The organism is Pseudomonas auratipiscis (assembly GCF_036324085.1).
In the GTDB taxonomy this organism is placed as follows: domain Bacteria; phylum Pseudomonadota; class Gammaproteobacteria; order Pseudomonadales; family Pseudomonadaceae; genus Aquipseudomonas; species Aquipseudomonas auratipiscis.
In genome coordinates this window covers 157,698-178,809 of record NZ_JAZDCU010000006.1, presented here as the reverse complement: position 1 = coordinate 178,809, position 21,112 = coordinate 157,698, and the positions used below count along the sequence as shown (strand labels likewise).

At 60.2% G+C, this 21,112-nt stretch carries 21 protein-coding genes; 15 read left to right on the top strand and 6 right to left on the bottom strand.

From position 1 onward, the window contains the following. Window positions 1-6: 6 nt before the first annotated feature. Both V0R60_RS10820 and V0R60_RS10815 read right to left on the bottom strand, forming a co-directional pair. On the bottom strand, window positions 7-1,170 hold the full coding sequence (locus V0R60_RS10820; RefSeq protein WP_136475038.1) for a patatin-like phospholipase family protein: 1,164 nt from the start codon (window positions 1,168-1,170) through the stop codon (window positions 7-9). A 37-nt stretch (window positions 1,171-1,207) separates the two neighbouring features. After that, window positions 1,208-2,140 (bottom strand): lipid A biosynthesis lauroyl acyltransferase, encoded by a 933-nt coding sequence (locus V0R60_RS10815; protein WP_330079661.1) that lies wholly within the window; start codon window positions 2,138-2,140, stop codon window positions 1,208-1,210. A 111-nt stretch (window positions 2,141-2,251) separates the two neighbouring features. Here V0R60_RS10815 and minC point away from each other — a divergent pair, with 111 nt between their 5' ends. From minC to V0R60_RS10780, 7 genes are all read left to right on the top strand, one after another. Beyond that, window positions 2,252-3,013, top strand: coding sequence for a septum site-determining protein MinC (gene minC, locus V0R60_RS10810; protein WP_371922256.1), 762 nt, complete (start codon window positions 2,252-2,254; stop codon window positions 3,011-3,013). Between the two features lie 99 nt (window positions 3,014-3,112). Then, window positions 3,113-3,925, top strand: a complete 813-nt coding sequence (minD, locus tag V0R60_RS10805; protein ID WP_136475035.1) for a septum site-determining protein MinD — start codon at window positions 3,113-3,115, stop codon at window positions 3,923-3,925. A 3-nt stretch (window positions 3,926-3,928) separates the two neighbouring features. Next, window positions 3,929-4,183, top strand: a complete 255-nt coding sequence (gene minE, locus V0R60_RS10800) for a cell division topological specificity factor MinE (RefSeq protein ID WP_007898843.1) — start codon at window positions 3,929-3,931, stop codon at window positions 4,181-4,183. A gap of 158 nt (window positions 4,184-4,341) precedes the next feature. After that, on the top strand, window positions 4,342-4,977 hold the full coding sequence (locus V0R60_RS10795; protein WP_330079660.1) for an RluA family pseudouridine synthase: 636 nt from the start codon (window positions 4,342-4,344) through the stop codon (window positions 4,975-4,977). A 124-nt stretch (window positions 4,978-5,101) separates the two neighbouring features. Continuing rightward, the gene (locus V0R60_RS10790) at window positions 5,102-6,391 is read left to right on the top strand and encodes a M18 family aminopeptidase (RefSeq protein ID WP_136475033.1); all 1,290 of its coding nucleotides are present in this window, start codon (window positions 5,102-5,104) and stop codon (window positions 6,389-6,391) included. 180 nt (window positions 6,392-6,571) lie between these two features. Further along, complete coding sequence (locus tag V0R60_RS10785) at window positions 6,572-6,736, top strand: hypothetical protein (protein WP_168198441.1); 165 nt, start codon at window positions 6,572-6,574, stop codon at window positions 6,734-6,736. A 48-nt stretch (window positions 6,737-6,784) separates the two neighbouring features. Then, the gene (locus tag V0R60_RS10780; protein ID WP_330079659.1) at window positions 6,785-8,941 is read left to right on the top strand and encodes a mechanosensitive ion channel family protein; all 2,157 of its coding nucleotides are present in this window, start codon (window positions 6,785-6,787) and stop codon (window positions 8,939-8,941) included. Here the strand turns inward: V0R60_RS10780 and phnR are convergent. Further along, window positions 8,938-9,651, bottom strand: coding sequence for a phosphonate utilization transcriptional regulator PhnR (phnR, locus tag V0R60_RS10775; RefSeq protein ID WP_136475031.1), 714 nt, complete (start codon window positions 9,649-9,651; stop codon window positions 8,938-8,940). The two genes, V0R60_RS10780 and phnR, sit on opposite strands and share 4 nt — an antisense overlap. A gap of 292 nt (window positions 9,652-9,943) precedes the next feature. On the opposite strand from phnR, the gene V0R60_RS10770 reads away from it, so the two are divergent. The 6 genes from V0R60_RS10770 to V0R60_RS10745 all read left to right on the top strand — a co-directional run bounded on the left by V0R60_RS10770 (window position 9,944) and on the right by V0R60_RS10745 (window position 15,199). Further along, window positions 9,944-11,008 (top strand): ABC transporter substrate-binding protein, encoded by a 1,065-nt coding sequence (locus V0R60_RS10770; RefSeq protein ID WP_330079658.1) that lies wholly within the window; start codon window positions 9,944-9,946, stop codon window positions 11,006-11,008. A 91-nt stretch (window positions 11,009-11,099) separates the two neighbouring features. Further along, window positions 11,100-11,906 (top strand): alkaline phosphatase family protein, encoded by an 807-nt coding sequence (locus tag V0R60_RS10765; protein ID WP_330079657.1) that lies wholly within the window; start codon window positions 11,100-11,102, stop codon window positions 11,904-11,906. 5 nt (window positions 11,907-11,911) lie between these two features. Beyond that, complete coding sequence (locus V0R60_RS10760; RefSeq protein WP_168198512.1) at window positions 11,912-12,745, top strand: ABC transporter permease; 834 nt, start codon at window positions 11,912-11,914, stop codon at window positions 12,743-12,745. Then, window positions 12,732-13,529: an ABC transporter permease gene (locus V0R60_RS10755; RefSeq protein WP_330079656.1), complete on the top strand. Its 798-nt coding sequence runs from the start codon at window positions 12,732-12,734 to the stop codon at window positions 13,527-13,529. The genes V0R60_RS10760 and V0R60_RS10755 overlap by 14 nt, the downstream gene beginning before the upstream one ends. A 1-nt stretch (window position 13,530) precedes the next feature. Continuing rightward, on the top strand, window positions 13,531-14,520 hold the full coding sequence (locus tag V0R60_RS10750) for an ABC transporter ATP-binding protein (RefSeq protein WP_330079655.1): 990 nt from the start codon (window positions 13,531-13,533) through the stop codon (window positions 14,518-14,520). A gap of 25 nt (window positions 14,521-14,545) precedes the next feature. Continuing rightward, window positions 14,546-15,199: an HAD family hydrolase gene (locus tag V0R60_RS10745; protein WP_136475026.1), complete on the top strand. Its 654-nt coding sequence runs from the start codon at window positions 14,546-14,548 to the stop codon at window positions 15,197-15,199. Window positions 15,200-15,264: 65 nt separating this feature from the next. Here the strand turns inward: V0R60_RS10745 and V0R60_RS10740 are convergent, their stop codons facing one another. Further along, window positions 15,265-16,227: an NAD(P)H-quinone oxidoreductase gene (locus tag V0R60_RS10740; RefSeq protein ID WP_136475025.1), complete on the bottom strand. Its 963-nt coding sequence runs from the start codon at window positions 16,225-16,227 to the stop codon at window positions 15,265-15,267. Between the two features lie 140 nt (window positions 16,228-16,367). Between V0R60_RS10740 and V0R60_RS10735 the strand changes: the two genes are divergently transcribed. Both V0R60_RS10735 and V0R60_RS10730 read left to right on the top strand, forming a co-directional pair. Further along, complete coding sequence (locus V0R60_RS10735) at window positions 16,368-18,455, top strand: carboxy terminal-processing peptidase (RefSeq protein WP_330079654.1); 2,088 nt, start codon at window positions 16,368-16,370, stop codon at window positions 18,453-18,455. A 123-nt stretch (window positions 18,456-18,578) separates the two neighbouring features. Next, window positions 18,579-20,357, top strand: a complete 1,779-nt coding sequence (locus V0R60_RS10730) for a bifunctional diguanylate cyclase/phosphodiesterase (protein ID WP_330079653.1) — start codon at window positions 18,579-18,581, stop codon at window positions 20,355-20,357. Here the strand turns inward: V0R60_RS10730 and V0R60_RS10725 are convergent. After that, window positions 20,333-20,722 (bottom strand): hypothetical protein, encoded by a 390-nt coding sequence (locus V0R60_RS10725; protein WP_330079652.1) that lies wholly within the window; start codon window positions 20,720-20,722, stop codon window positions 20,333-20,335. The two genes, V0R60_RS10730 and V0R60_RS10725, sit on opposite strands and share 25 nt — an antisense overlap. Next, window positions 20,704-21,042: a helix-turn-helix domain-containing protein gene (locus tag V0R60_RS10720; RefSeq protein WP_136475021.1), complete on the bottom strand. Its 339-nt coding sequence runs from the start codon at window positions 21,040-21,042 to the stop codon at window positions 20,704-20,706. Before V0R60_RS10720 ends, V0R60_RS10725 begins: the two co-directional genes overlap by 19 nt. Window positions 21,043-21,112: the final 70 nt, after the last annotated feature.

Here is a 21,112-nt window from a genome sequence, read left to right as displayed (position 1 = left end):
TCCTGCTCAGCCAGCGGCCTGGGGCAAGCCGAGGAAGTTGCACAACTCCCGACGCTTGGCCAGGGCATCGCGACGCCCCAGCTCGATCAGCTCACTGCAGTAGCCCGCCTCGAACAACAGGTAGCTGAGCACACCGGCACCGCTGGTTTTCGTCGCCCCCGGGCCACGCAGAAACAGGCGCAGCGCCGCAGGTAGCTCGCGTCGATGGCGTGCAGCGATTTCATCCAGCGGCTGACTCGGGGCCACCACCAATACATCGACTGGCGCCAGGCCAAGGCGACGGCGTTCCAGGTGCTCGGGCATCAGGTGGCTGAGGTGGTTCAGGCGCTGCAACAGCTCAATGTCGTCCTCCAGGCTGTCGATGAAGGTGCTATTGAGCATATGCCCGCCGATCTGCGCCAGGCTCGGTTGCTGACCGCTGAACACCCGCGCCCGCGACTCACCCTCCAGCGGCCGCTGAGGGTTGCCGCTGACCCCGACCACCAGCACGCGGCTGGCCCCCAGGTGCAGCGCCGGGCTGATGGGCGCCGATTGGCGAACCGCACCGTCACCAAAGTATTCCTCGCCCAACTTGACTGGCGCAAACAACAACGGAATGGCTGAGCTGGCCAGCAAGTGTTCGACGCTCAAGCGCGTCGGCAAGCCGATGCGACGGTGGCGCAGCCAGGGATCGATCGCGCCCTTGCCCTGAAAGAATGTGACAGCCTGACCCGACTCATAACCGAAGGCTGTGACCGCCACCGCATGCAGGTGCTGCTGTTCGAGCGCCTGGGCGATACCGTTGATGTCCAGGTGTTCGTTGAGCAACTGACGCAACGGCGAACTGTCCAGCAACGCCACCGGCACCGGCGCGCCCAGGCCGAGAAGGCTATGCCCGACAAAGCGGCTAGCCTGGCGAATGACCCCGGGCCAATCGCTGCGCAGTACCTGGTGACTGCGAAAACCCTGCCAGAAACTGGTCAGGCGGCGGATGGCATCGGCAAAATGCATGGCGCCACTGGCCAGGGTCACAGCGTTGATTGCCCCGGCGGATGTACCGACGATCACGGGAAACGGATTGCCAGCATTGGCAGGCAGAAGATCGGCGATCCCGGCCAGCACACCCACCTGGTAGGCGGCGCGGGCGCCACCGCCGGAGAGGATCAATCCTGTGATCGGTTGTGCTGACATGGTGTCTCTCAAGAAAAATATCGGCCCGCGAATGGCTTCAACGCCGCTTGTCGTAGAGCTTCGGCGCCCCCGGCGGCCGTGACTTGAAACGTCGGTGAGCCCACAGGTACTGCTCGGGGCATTCGCGCAGAGCACTTTCGATCCACTGGTTGATGCGCAGGCAATCGGCCTCTTCAGTCTCGCCGGGGAAGTCCGCCAGCGGTGGATGAATCACCAGCCGGTAACCGCTGCCATCAGCCAGGCGCTGCTGAGTGAAGGGAATCACCCGGGCCTTGCCCAGACGGGCAAATTTGGTGGTCGCCGTGACCGTCGCCGCCTCGATACCGAACAACGGCACGAACAGGCTTTGCTTGGCGCCATAATCCTGGTCGGGTGCGTACCAGATTGCGCGTCCGGCGCGCAGCAGCTTGAGCATGCCGCGCACGTCCTCGCGCTCTACGGCAAGCGAGTCGTGGTTGTGCCGCTCGCGGCCGCGCCGCTGAATGAAGTCGAACACCGGATTGCCGTGCTCGCGGTACATACCGTCGATGGTGTGTTCCTGGCCAAGCAGGGCTGCGCCGATTTCCAGGGTGGTGAAATGCAAGGCCATCAGAATGGCCCCTTGGCCTTCACGCTGGGCAGCCTGCAAATGCTCCAATCCTTCGATATGGGCCAGACGCGCCAAGCGGGCTTTTGGCCACCACCAACTCATGGCCATTTCGAAGAAGGCGATGCCGGTGGAGGCAAAATTTTCCTTGAGCAGGCGCGTGCGCTCGACGGACGGTAGTTCCGGGAAACACAGCTCCAGGTTGCGCGCGGCAATGTACCGGCGCTCACCGGCCACCCGATACATCAAGGCACCCAAAGCGCGCCCGATAACCAGCAGAACCCGGTACGGCAGCTGCACGATCAGCCACAACAGGCCCAGGCCCAACCATAGCGGCCAGAAACGCGGGTGGAGAAAATAACGACGAAAACGCGGGCGATCCATTAAAGATTCCGGAATGACAATGGCCGTGCATTCTACAACGGTTCGGCACGGGTTGCGGCTAACCGGCGTTCTCGTTATAAGTCAGGGCACTTTTTCGCAACAAGCCGTCCAATGCAGACCATGAGCCAAACCCAAACGTCAGACCAAGACCCCGTGTTCCAGCTCAAGGGCAGCATGCTTGCCATTACTGTGCTTGAGCTCGCCCGGAACAACCTCGAAAGCCTCAACCGGCAGTTGGCGGCCAAGGTCGCCCAGGCACCCAATTTTTTCAGCAACACGCCGCTGGTGCTGGCCCTGGACAAACTTCCGGCAAGCGAAGGCGCAGTTGATCTGCCAGGGCTGATGCGCGTCTGCCGCCATCATGGCCTGCGCACTCTGGCCATCCGTGCCAGCCGCATCGAAGACATCGCCGCGGCCATTGCCATCGACCTGCCGGTGCTGCCGCCGTCTGGCGCTCGCGAACGTGCAGTCGAACCGGAGCCTGAGGTCAAGCCTGCTCCGGCGCCACCACCGCCCCCCGCGCCTGCCCCGGAGCCTGCGATCAAGCCGACCAAGATCATCACCACGCCGGTACGTGGCGGTCAGCAGATCTACGCCCAAGGTGGCGATTTGATAGTAGTGTCGTCGGTCAGCCCGGGCGCGGAACTTCTCGCCGATGGCAACATCCATGTGTACGGTGCAATGCGTGGCCGTGCACTGGCCGGGATCAAGGGCAATACCCGTGCGCGCATTTTCTGCCAGCAGCTGACCGCCGAAATGGTCTCGATCGCCGGACAGTACAAGGTCTCCGAGGACTTGCGCCGCGATCCGCTATGGGGGGCCGGTGTGCAGATCAGCCTGTCTGGTGACGTGTTGAACATCACCCGTCTTTAACGGATACTTGCCGCCATTTTCTGCGCAACTTTTTTCGATGTTGCCGTTTTTTTTGTATTTTTGGGACTCGACGTCCTTTTTCATTAGGGGTGAAGCACCTTGGCCAAGATTCTAGTGGTTACATCCGGCAAGGGTGGTGTGGGTAAGACCACCACCAGCGCCGCTATTGGTACCGGCCTCGCACTGCGTGGCCACAAGACAGTCATCGTCGACTTCGACGTCGGCCTGCGTAACCTCGACCTGATCATGGGCTGCGAGCGCCGCGTGGTGTACGACTTCGTCAACGTGGTAAACGGCGAAGCCAACCTGCAACAGGCGCTGATCAAGGATAAACGCCTTGAGAACCTCTATGTCCTGGCCGCCAGCCAGACCCGTGACAAAGATGCGCTGACCCAGGAAGGCGTTGAAAAGGTCCTGATGCAGCTCAAGGAAGACTTCGAATACGTGGTCTGCGACTCCCCGGCCGGTATCGAGAAAGGTGCCCACCTGGCGATGTACTTCGCCGACGAGGCCATCGTCGTGACCAACCCGGAAGTCTCCTCCGTACGTGACTCGGACCGCATGCTAGGCCTGCTGGCGAGCAAATCGCGCCGCGCCGAACGCGAAGAAGATCCGATCAAAGAACACCTGCTGATCACCCGCTACCATCCAGAGCGCGTGAGCCAGGGCGAAATGCTTGGCGTTGAAGACGTCAAGGAAATCCTCTCGGTTGCCCTGTTGGGCGTGATTCCGGAATCCCAGGCGGTGCTCAAGGCATCCAACCAGGGTGTCCCGGTCATCCTCGACGACCAGAGCGATGCAGGCCAGGCGTACAGCGATACTGTCGACCGCCTGTTGGGCAAAAATGTGGAACATCGGTTCCTTGATGTTAAGAAGAAGGGATTCTTCGAGCGCCTGTTTGGAGGCAACTAACCAATGAACCTTTTTGACTTCTTTCGTGCCAGCAAAAAAGTAAGCACCGCCTCGGTCGCGAAAGAGCGTCTACAGATCATCGTGGCGCACGAGCGCGGTCAGCGCAGTACTCCGGACTACTTGCCAGCCTTGCAGAAGGAACTGGTGGAGGTAATCCGCAAATACGTCAACATCGGCTCCGATGATGTGCATGTCGCTCTGGAAAATCAGGGCAGCTGCTCAATCCTGGAACTCAACATCACCCTGCCCGATCGTTGATCGGCGCTTACGGGTAACCTGCCACGGCGATGGCTGGTGCTTGTGTAGGAGCGGGCTTGCCCCGCGATAGCGATGTAACTGAACCATCGCAATCGCAAGGCAAGCCCGTTTACACATAGGCGTCAGTCGTCGCCGTTGGCGTTTGCAGAGAACACGCAATGCCGCTGTCCAATGTTCAAGTCCTCTTCGAAGACGCTGCCATCCTGGTGATAAACAAGCCGACCTTGCTGTTGTCGGTGCCTGGGCGCGCCGACGACAACAAGGATTGCCTGATCACCCGCCTGCAGGAAAACGGCTATCCCGATGCCCTGATCGTCCATCGTCTGGATTGGGAAACCTCGGGCATCATCCTCCTGGCCCGCGACGCCGATAGCCATCGCGAGCTGTCCCGGCAGTTTCATGACCGTGAAACCGAGAAGGCCTACACCGCCCTGTGCTGGGGTCAGCCGGAACTCGACAGTGGCAGCATCGATCTGCCGCTGCGCTACGACCCGCCGACCAAGCCACGGCATGTGGTCGACCACGAACAAGGCAAGCATGCCCTGACCTTCTGGCGCATTGTCGAACGCTGTGGCAATCATTGCCGCGTGGAGCTGACGCCGATCACCGGGCGTTCGCATCAGTTGCGGGTACACATGCTTTCAATTGGCCACCCGCTGCTCGGTGACCGCCTGTACGCCTACCCCGAAGCCCTCGCTGCCCATGAGCGCCTGTGCCTGCACGCGAGCATGCTCAGCTTTACCCACCCGGTTTCCGGGGAGCGCCTGCGCTTCGAGTGCCCGGCCCCGTTCTAATACAGCGCACCGCGGCGCCAGCCCGCCTCCAGACCGTTTGGGAGCGGGCTTGCGCCACGACAGGCACGCCACAAATCCGCCGCCAAGTACGTTAAACTCGCGCCACTGCTGTCTGGAGTGACCTATGCGCGAAGCACTGAATCAAGGCCTGATCGACTTTCTCAAGGCCTCCCCCACCCCCTTTCATGCCACCGCGGCCTTGGCTCAGCGCCTTGAAGCTGCCGGTTACCAGCGCCTGGACGAGCGCGATAGCTGGGCTACCGTGGCCGGCGGTCGTTATTACCTGACCCGCAACGATTCTTCGATTATCGCCTTCAAGCTCGGTCGTCACTCGCCGCTGCTCGACGGCATTCGCCTGGTGGGTGCGCACACCGACAGCCCGTGCCTGCGGGTCAAGCCACAACCCGAACTGCAGCGCCACGGCTTCTGGCAGTTGGGCGTGGAAGTCTACGGTGGCGCCCTGCTCGCGCCCTGGTTCGACCGCGACCTGTCCCTGGCCGGACGCGTAACGTTCCGGCGCGACGGCAAGGTCGAAAGTCAGTTGGTTGACTTCAAGCTGCCGATTGCAGTCATTCCAAACCTGGCGATCCACCTCAATCGCACCGCCAACGAAGGCTGGGCGATCAACCCGCAAACCGAACTGCCACCGATCCTGGCCCAGGTTGCAGGCGACGAGCGCGTCGACTTCCGCGCCCTGCTCACCGACCAACTGGCCCGCGAGCATGATCTGAACGCCGATGTGGTGCTGGACTACGAGCTGAGTTTCTACGACACCCAGAGCGCAGCCCTGGTTGGCCTGCACGGTGAGTTCATCGCCGGTGCGCGCCTGGACAACCTGTTGTCCTGCTACGCCGGCTTGCAGGCTTTGCTCAACGCCGACAGCGAGGAAACTTGCGTACTGGTGTGCAACGACCATGAAGAAGTCGGCTCCTGCTCGGCCTGCGGCGCCGATGGCCCGATGCTGGAACAGACCCTGCGCCGCCTGATGCCCGATGGCGACGACTTCGTGCGCGCAATCCAGCGCTCGCTGCTGGTCTCGGCCGACAACGCTCACGGCGTCCACCCCAACTATGCCGACAAGCACGATGGCAACCATGGCCCGAAACTCAATGCCGGCCCGGTCATCAAGGTCAACAACAACCAGCGCTACGCGACCAACAGCGAGACCGCGGGTTTCTTCCGCCATTTGTGCATGGCCGAAGAGGTGCCAGTGCAAAGTTTTGTCGTGCGCAGCGACATGGGGTGTGGCTCGACCATCGGCCCGATCACCGCCAGCCACCTGGGTGTACGTACCGTGGATATCGGCTTGCCGACCTTTGCCATGCACTCGATTCGTGAACTCTGCGGCAGTCAGGACCTGGCCCATCTGGTAAAGGTACTCACTGCTTTCTACCGCAGTCGCGACCTTCCATAGCGTTGCAGCGCACGTCGTTTTGCGGCGACCTTGTTTTGTCGCATCCGTGTCGCCGCCAAGGCCGACACCCACACGAACCCGGACAACCGGGTTCGTGCCCCATCACTGACCTCAATCACCCCTTGTGCCGGTGTTTCCCGCTATCCTTGAACATAAATTCGAATTCAAGGACCTTGCCGCATGTCAGCTTTTCAATCCCTGTTCCTTCCCGTTATGGCCGGCCTGATCATGCTGACCGTGGGCTTCAACTTCCGCGACCGTAATTTTGGCGTGGTGATGATGTGGATCGGCACCCTCGGCATGATTGGCATCATGTGCTGGAAGATCCTCGAGAAACTCAACTGACAAATACACTACACTCGGGCGATTGATCGTTTTGAGGTTGATTGTCCGGTGCCTGCCTTTTTCCGCGTATTAGCTTTATTCCTGGCGTTATTCACCTTAGTCCCAGCCTATGCTGCCGGCCTGCCGAGCATGCTCGGTGGCAGCAAGGCCCAGCCAGAGGCAACCGAGCCGCTGGGCCAGTCCCTGGATGAGGTGATCAAGACCCTGGAAAACGACCAGCAGCGCACCAAGCTGCTGGCCGATTTGAAGAAGCTGCGCGACAGCACCAAACAAGCCCAACCCAATGCCGAGCAAGGGGTGCTGGGCCTGATCGGCACCACTTTCGCCGAGCTGGAAAAACAGTTCAGTGGCGATGCCAGTCCGCTCACGCGCTGGAGCCGGGAACTTGAACTGGCACAAATCGAATTCGACGCACGCCTGGTGCCCCTGCACGAATGGCCGCCGATTCTGTTCGGCTTTGCAGCCATCATTGCCCTCTGGAGCTTGCTGGCCTACGCCCTCAACTGGGTCAGCCATCAGGTACGCCTGCGCTTTGGCCTGAGCGAGGAACTGCCGCAGCATCCTCGCACTTGGGACCTGGTGCGCTTTGCCTTGCGCAAGCTCGGACCGTGGCTGGTGGCCTTGGTCATCACCGTGTACCTGAGCTTCGTTCTGCCCTCATCGCTGGGCAAGTCGATGGCGATGGTACTGGCCTACGCCCTGGTGATCGGCACCTGCTTCTCGGCCATCTGTGTCATCGCCTTTTCCCTGCTCGATGGTCCGCACCGCCATCGCGCCTTGCATATCCTCCGTCACCAGGCCTTTCGCCCCCTGTGGCTGATCGGCAGCTTCGCCGCCTTTGGCGAGGCGATGAATGACCCACGCATGGCCGGTACCCTGGGCGATCATCTGGCCCATACCCTGGCCACCCTGGCCAATGTGCTCGCCGGGCTATCCACCGGGTTGTTCATCCTGCGTTTTCGTCGACCCATCGCCCACCTCATTCGCAACCAACCGCTGTCCCGGCGCCTTACCCGCCGCGCCTTGAGCGACACCATCGAAATTCTCGGCACCTTCTGGTATCTGCCTGCCCTGGTGCTGGTAGCGATCTCACTGATTGCCACCTTTATCTCTGCCGGGGACACCAGTACAGCCTTGCGTCAGTCGTTGATGTGCACAGTACTGCTGATCCTGTGCATGGTCATCAATGGCCTGGTACGCCGCCACGGCCTCAAGCCGCAACGTGCCAATCGCCGCCAGGCGGTGTACAGCGAACGCTTGCGCAACTTCGGCTACACCTTGGTGCACATGGGTATCTGGCTGGTGTTCATCGAGCTGGGGATGCGCGTCTGGGGTTTCTCCCTGATCGCGTTCACTGAAGGCGAAGGCCACGAAGTGGCAGTTCGGCTACTGGGTCTGGCCGGTACCCTGATCGCCGCCTGGCTGGTCTGGATTCTCGCCGACACCGCCGTTCACCACGCCCTGACCCGCTCGCGCAAAGGCCTGGCCAATACCCGCGCGCAAACCATGATGCCGCTGATCCGCAACGTGTTGTTCGTGGCCATTTTCATCATTGCGGTGATCGTAGCCCTGGCCAACATGGGCATGAACGTCACACCGCTGCTGGCCGGTGCCGGTGTCATCGGCCTAGCCATCGGCTTCGGTGCCCAGTCGTTGGTCGCCGACCTCATTACCGGTTTGTTCATCATTATCGAGGACTCGCTGGCCATCGATGACTACGTCGATGTCGGCGGTCACCTGGGCACGGTCGAGGGCCTGACCATTCGCACGGTGCGCCTGCGCGACATCGACGGGATTGTCCACACCATCCCGTTCAGTGAAATCAAGAGCATCAAGAACTACTCCCGCGAGTTCGGCTACGCGATTTTTCGTGTGGCCATCCCGCACAGCATGAACATCGACCAGGCCATTAGCCTGATTCGCGACGTCGGCCAGAAGATGCGCAACGATCCGTTGATGCGTCGCAATATCTGGTCACCGCTGGAGCTGCAAGGGGTCGAGAGCTTCGAGTCGGGCTCGGCCATTCTGCGCGCACGCTTCAAAACCGCGCCGATCAAACAATGGGAAGTTTCACGGGCGTTCAACCTGGCGCTCAAGCGCCAACTCGACGAAGCAGGCCTGGACCTGGCCACGCCGCGCCTGAGCGTACAGGTGATCACCAGCGATGCCAGCACGCCATTCAACGATGGCGATAGCAAGTCTTAACCGGCTTCGGCCTTGATGCGAATGGCATCGTGGCGCCAATACTCCAGGTCACAGTCGATCAGCCTGCCGTGCTGATCACTGTTGACCCGGGTAATGTGCAGCCCGGGGTTACCCACCGACACCTTAAGCGCAGTGGCTGCCGCCGAGGGCAACGCCGTCGGCAGGATCTCGAAAGCCACCCGCCCATACGCGATACCGTAGTGACGGGCATAAAGTTCGGTCAACGACTGGCTGAGGTCGTGATCGAGAATGCCCGGAAAGTACTCCGGGTTAAGGTAGTGCTCGGCATACAGCACGGCACGATCGTCGATTCGCCGTAGCCGACAAATCTGGATAACACTGGACAGCGGCGCCAGTTGCAGACGCGCGCAGACCATCGCGGCTGCAGGCAGCAAGCGCGCCGACAACAATTGTGTGTGCGCTTCGCGGCCCTGCTCGCGGACCATGGCATGGAAGTGGCTGCGCTGGATCAGGTCATACGTCAGTCGTTCAGGTGCAACGAACCAGCCACGCCTTTCCTCCCGATAAATCAACCCGCGTGCCTCCAACTGCACCAGCGCCTCGCGCAGGGTAATGCGCGTGGTGTCGAACACTTCACTGAGCTTGCGCTCGGCCGGCAGTTTGCAGCCGGGCGACAGCAGACCATGCTCGATCTGCTCCTGCAGGGCATGACAGATGGCTGTTACTGCACGGGGCGGCAGTGGCGTCATCGAAGGTTACCTATCTGGACTAGTCCAGCGCTGGCAGCGCACACAATTGGCGCCTTCAGGGCTATGAGAATAGTGCAAGCCTAGGCACCACAGATGAATCTCAGATGACAGCCAAGGTGGTCTACGCTTGATTTTCAGGGGCACAGACCCTGAGCAGGCGTGGCTGCGGACATTAAATTGTCATGCAACAGGCCTACCTTGGCTCGGGTATTGCTGACCTAGACCAACCGAATCGCAACAACGTCCAACAACACTTTTCGCGTTTTGCACGGCACCCATCAAGGAGCTTCGGATGAAACAGCTTTTTCTGGCCTCACTGCTCGGTTCGACCATCGCCCTGTGTACCACGGCCATGGCCGCCGGTACCGACCTCAAGGCCCTCGAGGACGCCGCCCGCAAGGAAGGCGCCGTCAATAGCGTAGGCATGCCCGATGCCTGGGCCAACTGGAAAGGCACCTGGGAGGACCTGGCGAAAAAGTACGGCCTCAAGCACATGGACACCGACATGAGTTCGGCTCAGGAAGTGGCCAAGTTCGATGCGGAAAAAGACAATGCCAGCGCAGACATTGGTGACGTCGGAGCCGCGTTCGGGCCGATAGCAGTGGCCAAGGGTGTGACCCAGCCGTACAAGCCCAGCACCTGGGAACAGATCCCGGATTGGGCCAAGGATAAAGATGGCCATTGGGCCCTGGCCTATACCGGCTCCATTGCCTTCATTATCAACAAGCAACTGGTCAAAGCCGAAGACATGCCCAAAACCTGGCATGACCTGGAAAAAGGCAAATACAAAGTCGCCATCGGTGACGTAGGCACTGCGGCCCAGGCGGCCAACGGGGTACTGGCCGCAGCCATCGCTTACAAGGGTGATGAAAAGAACATCGAGCCAGGCTTGCAGTTGTTCACCAAGCTGGCCCAGCAGAAGCGCTTGTCGCTGGCCAACCCGACCATCCAGACCCTGGAGAAGGGTGAGATCGAAGTCGGCGTGGTCTGGGACTTCAACGGCCTGAGCTATCGCCAGCAGATCGACCCGACGCGTTTCGAGGTGCTGATTCCGTCTGATGGCTCGGTGATTTCCGGCTATACCACCATCATCAACAAATATGCCAAGCACCCCAACGCCGCCAAGCTGACCCGTGAGTACATCTTCAGCGATGCCGGACAGATCAATCTGGCGCAAGGCCACGCCCGACCAATCCGCGCCGAGCATCTGAAGCTACCCGCTGAGGTACAGGCCAAACTGCTGCCGAACGAGCAGTACAAGTCTGTGCAGCCAATCAAGGACGCCGCGGCCTGGGAAGCGACCTCCAAGAAGCTGCCACAGATGTGGCAGGAGCAAGTGATTATCGAGATGGAGTGAAGTTATTCGCCGGGCGAGCCCGCACCCACCAGGTTTCTCCTGGGGGAGCAGGCTTGCCCGGCGATAAGCCCCCTGCTACCGCGGAGAAGCCATGAAACACAACGTCATCCTGGTCCTGCTCGATGGTCTGAACTACCAGGTAGCCCACCACGCCATGGGTCACCTGCACGCCTATGTCGAGGCTGACCGCGCCGCCTTGTATCGGGTCGAATGCGAACTGCCAGCCCTGTCGCGGCCACTGTACGAATGCATCCTCACCGGCGTAGCGCCAATCGACAGCGGCATCGTGCATAACAACGTCACCCGCCTGTCGCAGCAACGCAGCATCTTCCACTACGCCCGCGAAGCCGGCCTGGGCACTGCGGCGGCGGCCTATCACTGGGTCAGCGAGCTGTACAACCGCTCACCGTTCGATCCGCTGCGCGATCGTCACACCCATTCGCCCAAGCTGCCCATCCAGCACGGGCTGTTCTACTACGCCGACCACTACCCGGACTCGCATCTGTTCGCCGATGCCGAATACCTGCGCCGCCGCCACGCACCGAACTTTCTCCTCGCCCATCCGATGAACATCGATGACGCCGGCCACCGCCACGGCCTGGACAGCAGCCAGTATCGCAACAGTGCGCGCAGTGCCGACATTCTTCTGGCCGACTACCTGCACACATGGCTGCAGGAGGGTTATCAGGTGCTGGTGACTGCCGACCACGGCATGAACAACGACCGCTCGCACAACGGCCTGCTGGTCGAAGAACGCGAGGTCCCACTGTTCGTGTTTGGCGAAGCGTTCAGCCTTGATCCGGCGGCCAAGCCGTTGCAGACCGAATTGTGCGGCACCATTTGCGAGTTGCTGGGTGTCGCGCATGACAAGCCTGTGTGCCGGGAGCTGCTCAAGTGAATTCGATCAAACGCGGCCGATGGCTGGCGATGCTTTTCCTCCTGCCTTTTGCGCTGTTCTTCATCATTTTCCAAATCGCCCCCTTGGCCTGGGTCGCGATTCACAGCCTGCAGGCAGAGAGTGGCTGGGGCCTGGCCAATTTCAGCAAGATCTTCGACTCGCGCTTCTACCGCCAGGCCATCCAGCACAGCCTGGAGATCAGCTTCTGGTCGAGCGTATTCGGCATTGTCATTGCCGTTCTCGGTAGTTATTCCTTGCGCAAGGTCGATTCACGCCTGCGCGATTTCGTCAACGCATTCGCCAATATGACCAGCAACTTTTCCGGGGTGCCGCTGGCCTTCGCCTTCATCATTCTGCTGGGTTTCAACGGCGCGCTGACCTTGCTGCTGAAGCAGGCCGGCATCATCGAAGACTTCAACCTCTATTCGAAAACCGGGCTGATCATTCTCTACACCTACTTCCAGATCCCGTTGGGTGTATTGCTGCTTTACCCTGCCTTTGATGCGCTGCGCGAAGACTGGCGAGAATCGGCGCAACTGCTCGGTGCCAGCACCTGGCAATACTGGCGGCATATCGGCTTGCCGGTGCTGACGCCCGCGCTGCTGGGCACCTTTGTGATCCTTCTGGCCAATGCCCTGGGTGCCTATGCCACGGTCTATGCCTTGACCACCGGCAACTTCAACGTATTGCCGATTCGCATCGCCGCGCTGGTGGCCGGCGACATCTCACTGGATCCGAATCTGGCCAGCGCCCTGGCGATGATCCTGGTCGGGTTGATGACCTTGGTGACCATTGTCCATCAATGGCTGCTGAAGAGGAGCTACCATGTCGCGCGCTGAACCGGGCACCCACCCGCTCTACCATCGCCTGATGGTCTACCTGCTGTTCATCATTCTCCTGCTACCGCTGGCCGGCACCCTGCTCTACTCGCTGGCCACCAGTTGGTCGGCGAGCCTGTTGCCCAGCGGTCTTACCTTCAAGTGGTACCTGGCGCTGTGGAGCGACCCGCGGTTTCTTGCGGCCTTCGGGCAATCGTTGCTGGTCTGCGTCGGGGCGCTGGTGTTGTCGGTGCTGCTGATCCTGCCGCTGCTGTTCGTGGTGCACTACCACTTTCCGCGCCTTGATGCGCTGATGAACATCCTTATCCTGCTGCCCTTCGCCGTGCCACCGGTCGTGTCTTCAGTAGGTTTGTTGCAGCTGTACGGTTCAGGGCCCATGGCCATGGTCGGTACGCCGTGGATTCTGATCGGCTGTTATTTCACCGTGGCCTTGCCGTTCATGTATCGGGCAATTACCAACAACCTGCAGGCCATCAATCTGCGCGACTTGATGGACGCCGCCCAACTGCTGGGAGCAAGCACGTTCCAGGCTGCGTTCCTGGTGGTGCTGCCAAACCTGCGCAAGGGTCTGCTGGTGGCCTTGCTGTTGTCGTTCTCGTTCCTGTTTGGCGAGTTCGTCTTTGCCAACTTGTTGGTGGGCACCCGTTACGAAACCCTGCAGGTGTACCTGAACAACATGCGTAACAGCAGTGGTCACTTCAACAGTGCCCTGGTGATTTCCTATTTCATCTTCGTGCTGGTGCTGACCTGGATCGCCAACCACCTGAACAAGGACAAGTCCTGATATGAGCTTTGTCAGCGTACAGAATCTGCAAAAAAGTTATGGTGGCAACCCGGTGTTCAACGACATCAACTGCCAGATCCAACGCGGTGAATTCGTCACCCTGCTCGGCCCCTCCGGCTGTGGTAAATCCACCCTGCTGCGTTGCATTGCCGGGCTGACAGCGGTCGACAGCGGCAAAATCCTCCTCGACGGCAATGATCTGGTACCCGTGAGCCCACAAAAACGTGGAATCGGCATGGTGTTCCAGAGCTACGCCCTGTTTCCCAATATGACCGTGGAGCAAAACGTCGCTTTTGGCCTGCGCATGCAAAAGGTCAATGCCGATGAAACCCGCACGCGGGTGCGTGAGGCGTTGCAATTGGTAGAGCTGCAGGACTTCGCCAGCCGCTATCCACATCAGTTGTCCGGCGGTCAATGCCAGCGCGTCGCCCTCGCCCGCTCACTGGTCACCCGCCCGCGCCTGCTGTTGCTCGACGAGCCCCTGTCGGCTTTGGATGCGCGAATTCGCAAGCATTTGCGCGAGCAGATACGCCAGATCCAGCGCGAGCTGGGCCTGACGACAATCTTCGTCACCCATGACCAGGAAGAAGCGCTGATTCTTTCGGACCGTATCTTTCTGATGAATCAGGGCCGTATCGTTCAGAGCGGCGATGCCGAAACCCTCTACACCGCGCCCGTGGATGTGTTCGCGGCCGGCTTTATCGGTAACTACAACCTGTTGGACGCGCAGAGCGCCAGCCGCTTGCTGCAACGCCCCGTGGACAGCCGCCTGGCGATCCGCCCGGAAGCTATCGCCCTGAGCCTTAGCGGTGAGCGGGAAGGCCTGGTACGCGGCCACAGCCTGCTTGGCAATGTGATCCGCTACCGCGTCGAGGCCCGCGGAGTAGAATTGATGGTCGATGTGCTCAACCGCTCGTCCGCCGATCTGCACCCCGACGGCCAGCGGGTATCCTTGTTGATCGATCCCACCGCCCTGCGCGAAGTCGCGTGAGGGTTGCACAGGAGCTTTTCTGAATATGGCACTAGCGATTTTCGATCTGGATGAAACCCTGATCCACGGCGACTGCGCCTCGTTGTGGAGCGAACAGATGGCCCGCCTTGGCTGGGTCGATGGCGAATCCTTCCTGCGCCGCGACAAGGAACTGATGGACGCCTACGGCAAGGGACACCTGGCCATGGAAGACTACATGGCGTTCAGCCTCGAGCCCTTGATCGGGCGTACCCCGGAAGAAGTCGATCACCTGGTGGGACCCTGGGTTGAAGACTTTATCGAGCCGATCATCTTCAGCGACGCCACCCGAACCATCGCCGAACATCGCAAGGCCGGTGACCGCATCCTGGTGATCTCGGCCTCGGGCACCCATTTGGTGGGGCCGATTGCCGCGCGCCTGGGCATTGATGAGTACCTGGGGATCAATCTGAGCGTGCAAAACGGGGTGTATACCGGCAGCACCAGCGGTGTTCTGACCTACCGTGAAGGCAAGATCACTCGTTTGCTGGAATGGCTGGATCAGGAAGAGGAAAACCTTGAAGGCGCGAGCTTCTACTCGGACTCGCGCAATGACCTGCCACTGCTGGTGAAGGTCGATTACCCGCATGTGGTCAACCCGGACCCGGTGCTGCGCGAGCATGCCGAAACCAACAATTGGCCGATTCACGCCTGGACTTGATCGACGTCGTCGCGGGGTAATCCCGCTCCCACTGCTGTGGGAGCGGGATTACCCCGCGAACTGGGTTACGCCAGGCTCTCGTCGATCACCAGTACCAACTTGCCCGACACTTGATTGCTGGCAAGTTCGGCAAACGCCGCTTCGGCGTCCTTGATCGGGAAGGCCTTGGCCAGTTGTGGCTTGAGCCGCCCTTCAGTGAACAGTGGCCACACTTGCTGGCCCAGATCGCTGAGCAGTTCCGCCTTGAATTGATCGTCGCGCGTGCGCAGCGTCGATCCGGTCACTTGCACACGCTTGACCAGCAGTTGCGCCAGATCCAGCTCGGCCTTGCGCCCGCCCATCAAACCAATGATCACCCAGCGTCCATCCCGGGCCAGCAGTTTGAGGTTCAGCTCGGCGTAGTTGGCCCCGACCGGGTCAAGAATCACATCGAACGGCCCGAAATCACTCAGGCTGTTCAGGTCATCACCGCGCACCACCCCGGCGCTGGCCCCCAGCGCTTCGCAGTAGGCCAGGCGCTCGGCCGAACCGACGCTCACCCAGCACGGGCTACCGAAGGCTTTGCACAGTTGAATAGCGGCCGAGCCGACGCCACTGGCGCCCGCATGCAACAACACCTTCTCGCCCGGTTTGAGTCCAGCCAACTGGAACAGATTGAGCCAGGCAGTGGCGTACACCTCGGGAATCGCCGCGGCTTCGTGCAGGCTCAAACCTTCCGGCACCGGCAGCACATGACGGGCATCCACCACCACTTCTTCAGCCATGCCGCCGCCCGCCAGCAGCGCACAGACGCGGTCACCGACCTGCCAGGACGAACCTGCGCCCACTTCAGTGATCACCCCCGAGCATTCCAGGCCAAGAAACTCACTGGCCCCAGGGGGTGGTGGATAAAGCCCTGCACGTTGCAGCAGATCGGCACGATTGAGGCCAGCAGCAGCCACACGAATTCGTACTTGACCGATATCGCAAGCTGGACTTGTCGTCGCAACCCACTCCACATGTCCGTCAACGCCTTGCAATGCCTTCACAGTGCCTCCATAGTTGAGTCATGACTGAGCCTGGGTGCTGTAGCCCCGGGCTTTTTGCATTATGCGTCCGGTTCTTATGGAACCGGCGAATTCAAAGACGGCCTAATATGCGTGATCAATTGTCCCTACGTCGAATCAGCATGAAGCATTTTTTACCAAGCACCACCCTCGCACTGTTGATCGGACTGGGCAGTTTGCCGTTTACGGGCAATGCATTGGCTGCCAACAGCTGGGATAAACTCCAGCCTGATCGCGATGAAGTCGTCGCCAGCCTCAACGTGGTCGAGCTGCTAAAGCGCCACCACTACAGCAAGCCGCCGCTCAATGACGCGCGCTCAGTCATCATCTACGACAGCTACATCAAGCTGCTCGATCCTGCGCGCAGCTACTTCCTGGCCAGTGATATCGCCGAGTTCGACAAGTGGAAGACACAGTTCGACGACTTCCTCAAAAGCGGCAACCTGGACCCTGGCTTTACCATCTACAAGCGCTACCTGGACCGCGTCAAGTCGCGCCTGGACTTCGCCTTGGCCGAGCTGAACAAGGGCGTCGAGAACTTCGACTTCAACACCAAGGAAACGCTGCTGGTCGACCGCAAGGACGCCCCGTGGATCAAAAGCCAGGCAGAACTCGACGATCTGTGGCGCAAACGTGTCAAAGATGAAGTCCTGCGCCTGAAGATCGCCGGCAAAGAGCCAAAGGCCATCCAGGAACTGCTGACCAAGCGCTACAAGAATCAGCTTTCGCGCCTGGACCAGACCCGCGCCGAAGATATCTTCCAGACCTACATCAACACCTTTGCGCAGTCCTACGACCCGCACACCAACTACCTGTCGCCCGATAGCGCGGAAAACTTCGATATCAACATGAGCCTGTCGCTCGAAGGTATCGGTGCTGTGCTGCAAAGCGACAACGACCAGGTCAAGATCGTGCGCCTGGTGCCTGCCGGCCCTGCTGCCAAGACCAAGCAAGTCGCTCCGGCCGACAAGATCATTGGTGTCGCCCAGGGTGACAAGGAAATGGTCGACGTGATCGGCTGGCGCCTGGATGAAGTGGTCAAGCTGATTCGTGGCCCGAAAGGTTCGGTGGTACGCCTGGAAGTGATTCCAGCGAGCAACGCCCCGAACGACCAGACCACCAAAATTGTGCCGATTACCCGAGAAGCGGTGAAACTCGAAGAGCAGGCAGCGAAAAAATCGGTGCTCAAGCTCAAGCAGGACGGGCGCGACTACAAGCTCGGCATTATCGAAATTCCGGCTTTCTACCTGGACTTCAAGGCTTTCCGGGCCGGTGATCCAGAGTACAAGAGCACCACCCGTGACGTGAAAAAACTGCTCACCGAACTGCAGAAGGAAAAAGTCGACGGCGTGGTCATCGACCTGCGCAACAACGGCGGCGGCTCTCTGCAGGAAGCTACCGAGCTGACCAGTCTGTTCATCGACAAAGGCCCGACGGTGCTGGTACGCAACGCCGATGGTCGCGTCGATGTGCTTGAAGATGAAAACCCCGGTGCCTTCTACAAAGGTCCGTTGGCGCTGGTGGTCAACCGCCTGTCCGCCTCAGCCTCGGAGATTTTCGCCGGTGCCATGCAGGACTACCACCGCGCACTGATCCTGGGTGGCCAAACCTTCGGTAAAGGCACGGTGCAGACGATTCAGCCGCTCAACCACGGCGAGCTGAAACTGACCCTGGCCAAGTTCTACCGGGTTTCCGGGCAAAGCACCCAACATCAGGGCGTACTGCCGGACATCGATTACCCGTCGATCATCGACACCAAGGAAATTGGCGAAAGCGCCCTGCCCGAAGCCATGCCGTGGGACACCATCCGTCCTGCGATCAAACCTGCGGTCGACCCGTTCAAGCCGTTCCTGGCCCAGCTCAAGGCACGCCACGACAGCCGCACCGCCAAGGACCCGGAGTTTGTCTATATCCGTGACCGCCTGGCGCTGACGCAAAAGCTGATGAACGAGAAAACCGTCAGCCTCAACGAAGCTGAACGCCGTGCCCAGCATGCCGATATCGAAAGCAAGCAACTGGCGCTGGAAAACACCCGACGCAAGGCCAAGGGCGAAGAGCCGCTCAAGGAACTGAAGAAGGAAGACGAAGACGCGCTGCCAGCGGAGCCGGACGATACCAAACCGGAAGACGACGCCTACCTCGCGGAGTCGGGACGTATCTTGCTCGACTACCTGGGCTTGAACTCGGCAGTGGCGAAAAACAACCCGTAAAACGGTGATGGCAAAATAATGTGACTGTGCCTCCATTGCGTCATTAAACAGTCACGATTCTGTCGTGAAATAAGGGACTGAGCGCCACTGGCCTCAGTCCCTTTTTTTCAAGGTAGTACCGCCATGACCGTGACCGAACAGCTCAGCGCGTTGAGCACCATTCTTGCTCAAGGCGGCTTGCACAGCCTGTTCCAGCCGATTGTCTGCCTGTCCGAGCGGCGTATCCTCGGCTACGAAGCCTTGAGCCGTGGCCCGTCCAACAGCCCGTTGCACTCCCCCATCAACCTGTTTGGCGTCGCGCGCCAGGCCGGTCGACTGACCGAGCTGGAAGTGGCCTGCCGGGAAAGCGCCTGCCGACGCTTCAGTCAGCAGCAACTGGATGGCAAGCTGTTCCTCAACGTGTCTCCTGAGTCCTTGCTGGAGCCTCAGTATCAGTCTGGGCGCACCTTGAAAATGCTTCACGAGCTGGGTTTATCGCCAAGCCGGGTGGTCATCGAGCTCACCGAACAAACGCCCACCGACGATTTCCAGCTGCTGTTCAATGCCCTGCACCACTATCGTGACATGGGGTTTTCGATTGCCCTGGATGACCTGGGCGCCGGCTATTCAAGCCTGCGCTTGTGGTCGGAACTCCGTCCGGACTACGTCAAGATCGATCGTCACTTCATCGATGGTATTCACCTGGACACGGTCAAACGCGAGTTCATCGGTTCCATTCTGCAAATCGCTCGAGCATCGCGAGCGCAAGTGATCGCCGAAGGCATCGAGCTTGCCGAAGAGCTCAAGGTATTGACCGAAATGGGCGTCGACCTTGTTCAGGGCTACTTGCTCGGCCGTCCCCAGGAACAGCCATCGCGAGATATCCAGCACATGCTGGCCAGCCCTGACCGGCAAATGCAGCCCCTGAGCGAAGACAGCGGCAACCTGGCGGCCCTGCTCAACGAGCAGCCTGCGGTGCCGCAGGGCACCTCCACCGCGCAGGTGTTGGACCTGTTTCGGCGTCAGGCCAACCTCAATTCGCTGGCAGTGCTCAATGAACACCGTCAACCCTGCGGTATCGTCCACCGTCATTCGTTGTCCGATGCCTTGCTCAAACCCTTTGCCACCGACCTGTTTGCCCGCAAGCCGATCAGCAGGCTGATGAGCGACGACTTTCTGGCCGTGGAGTTGACCCAGTCGCTGCAACAGGTCAGTCGCTTGCTCACCAGCCGAGCACGCCAGCGCATTGAAGAAGACTTCATCATTATTCATAACGGCCGCTACTTGGGCCTGGGTCGGGTAATCGATGTGCTCAAGTTGATCACCGAACAAAAAATCCAGCAGGCGCGTTACGCCAATCCCCTGACCCTGTTGCCTGGCAACGTACCGATCCAGCAGTGCCTGACTCGCCTGCTGCAACAGCAGCGCGAGGCAACAATCTGCTATGTGGATATCGACAGTTTCAAACCTTTCAATGACATCTACGGTTATGCCCGTGGCGACGAGGTCTTGCTGTGCCTGGCCCAGTGCCTGAATGAACGGGTAGATCCCAACCACGACTTCGTCGGTCACATTGGCGGTGACGATTTCATGCTGGTTCTGGGTTCTGCCGACTGGGAGCGCAGGCTGCAACTGCTGCTCGAAGACTTCCAGCGCCAGTGCCGGCGCTTCTACCGCCCCGAACACGCGCAGGCCGGGTGTTTCATCGCCCCCAATCGGCAAGGGCAGCGTCAGGAGTTCGCGCTGTTGTCATTGTCGATCGGCGTGGTGCACCTGCGCCCGGAGGCATGCGCCGACCTCGATGCCGGGCAGCTCGCCGAACTGGCATCACAGGCCAAGCACCAGGCCAAGGAACTGTGCGAGCACAGCCTGTACCTGATCGATACCGTGGGTACGGATCAGGCTTCTTCTTTTTCCGGATAGCTGAATTCGAACACGCGCACCACTTCCGAGGCATGCCAGGAAGCAGCGGCCATTCCGTCAGATGGGCCGGTAAAGCGTCCGAGGCGCTCCACACACTCGAAAAAGCCGGTACGTGGCAAGCGGCTGGCACCTTGGCTGATCACCAGCGAGCTGCGCAGTGGCTGTTCGGCACGGGCATCGAGTGCCGCCAGATGTTCCAGCGCCGCGGTCAGGGTTTGCATGGCAGGGCTGGGCAGTTGCAGGCGTTCAAGTAACGCACGATAGGTCAGCAGGTGGCGTTGGCGGCGAGCCAGATCCAGCTCATCGAGCAGGCCATCCCAGTGCTGACGGCTGATCCGTACGCCGCTCACGTCGGCTCGCTCCATCCAGGTACACCTAGCTCCCACGCCAGGCTACGACGAATCGCGGCATCGGGGTGGCGCTCGCCGCTCTCGATCAAGGCCAGGTACACCGGGCTGATACCAACGCTGCGAGCCAGTTGCTCGGCGGCCAGTCCCTTGCCCTCGCGCAAACGCCCCAGCTCGCTGAAACACGGCAAGCTGCTGGTTTCTTGAGAGGTAGCATGCGCATCTTCAACAACCGTCGACTCCAACTGGCCTGCTGCCTTGAGCAGTGCCTGGTACTGCTCCCAAGGTACAACCGCATATTCGGGTTGACCGTCCCGGCTGATGACCTGAATACCCATTGCAACCCCCTTGTAGGATTACGAGATGTAATTTGTAGGCATAATCCTTATGCCAATTATATTACCAGCC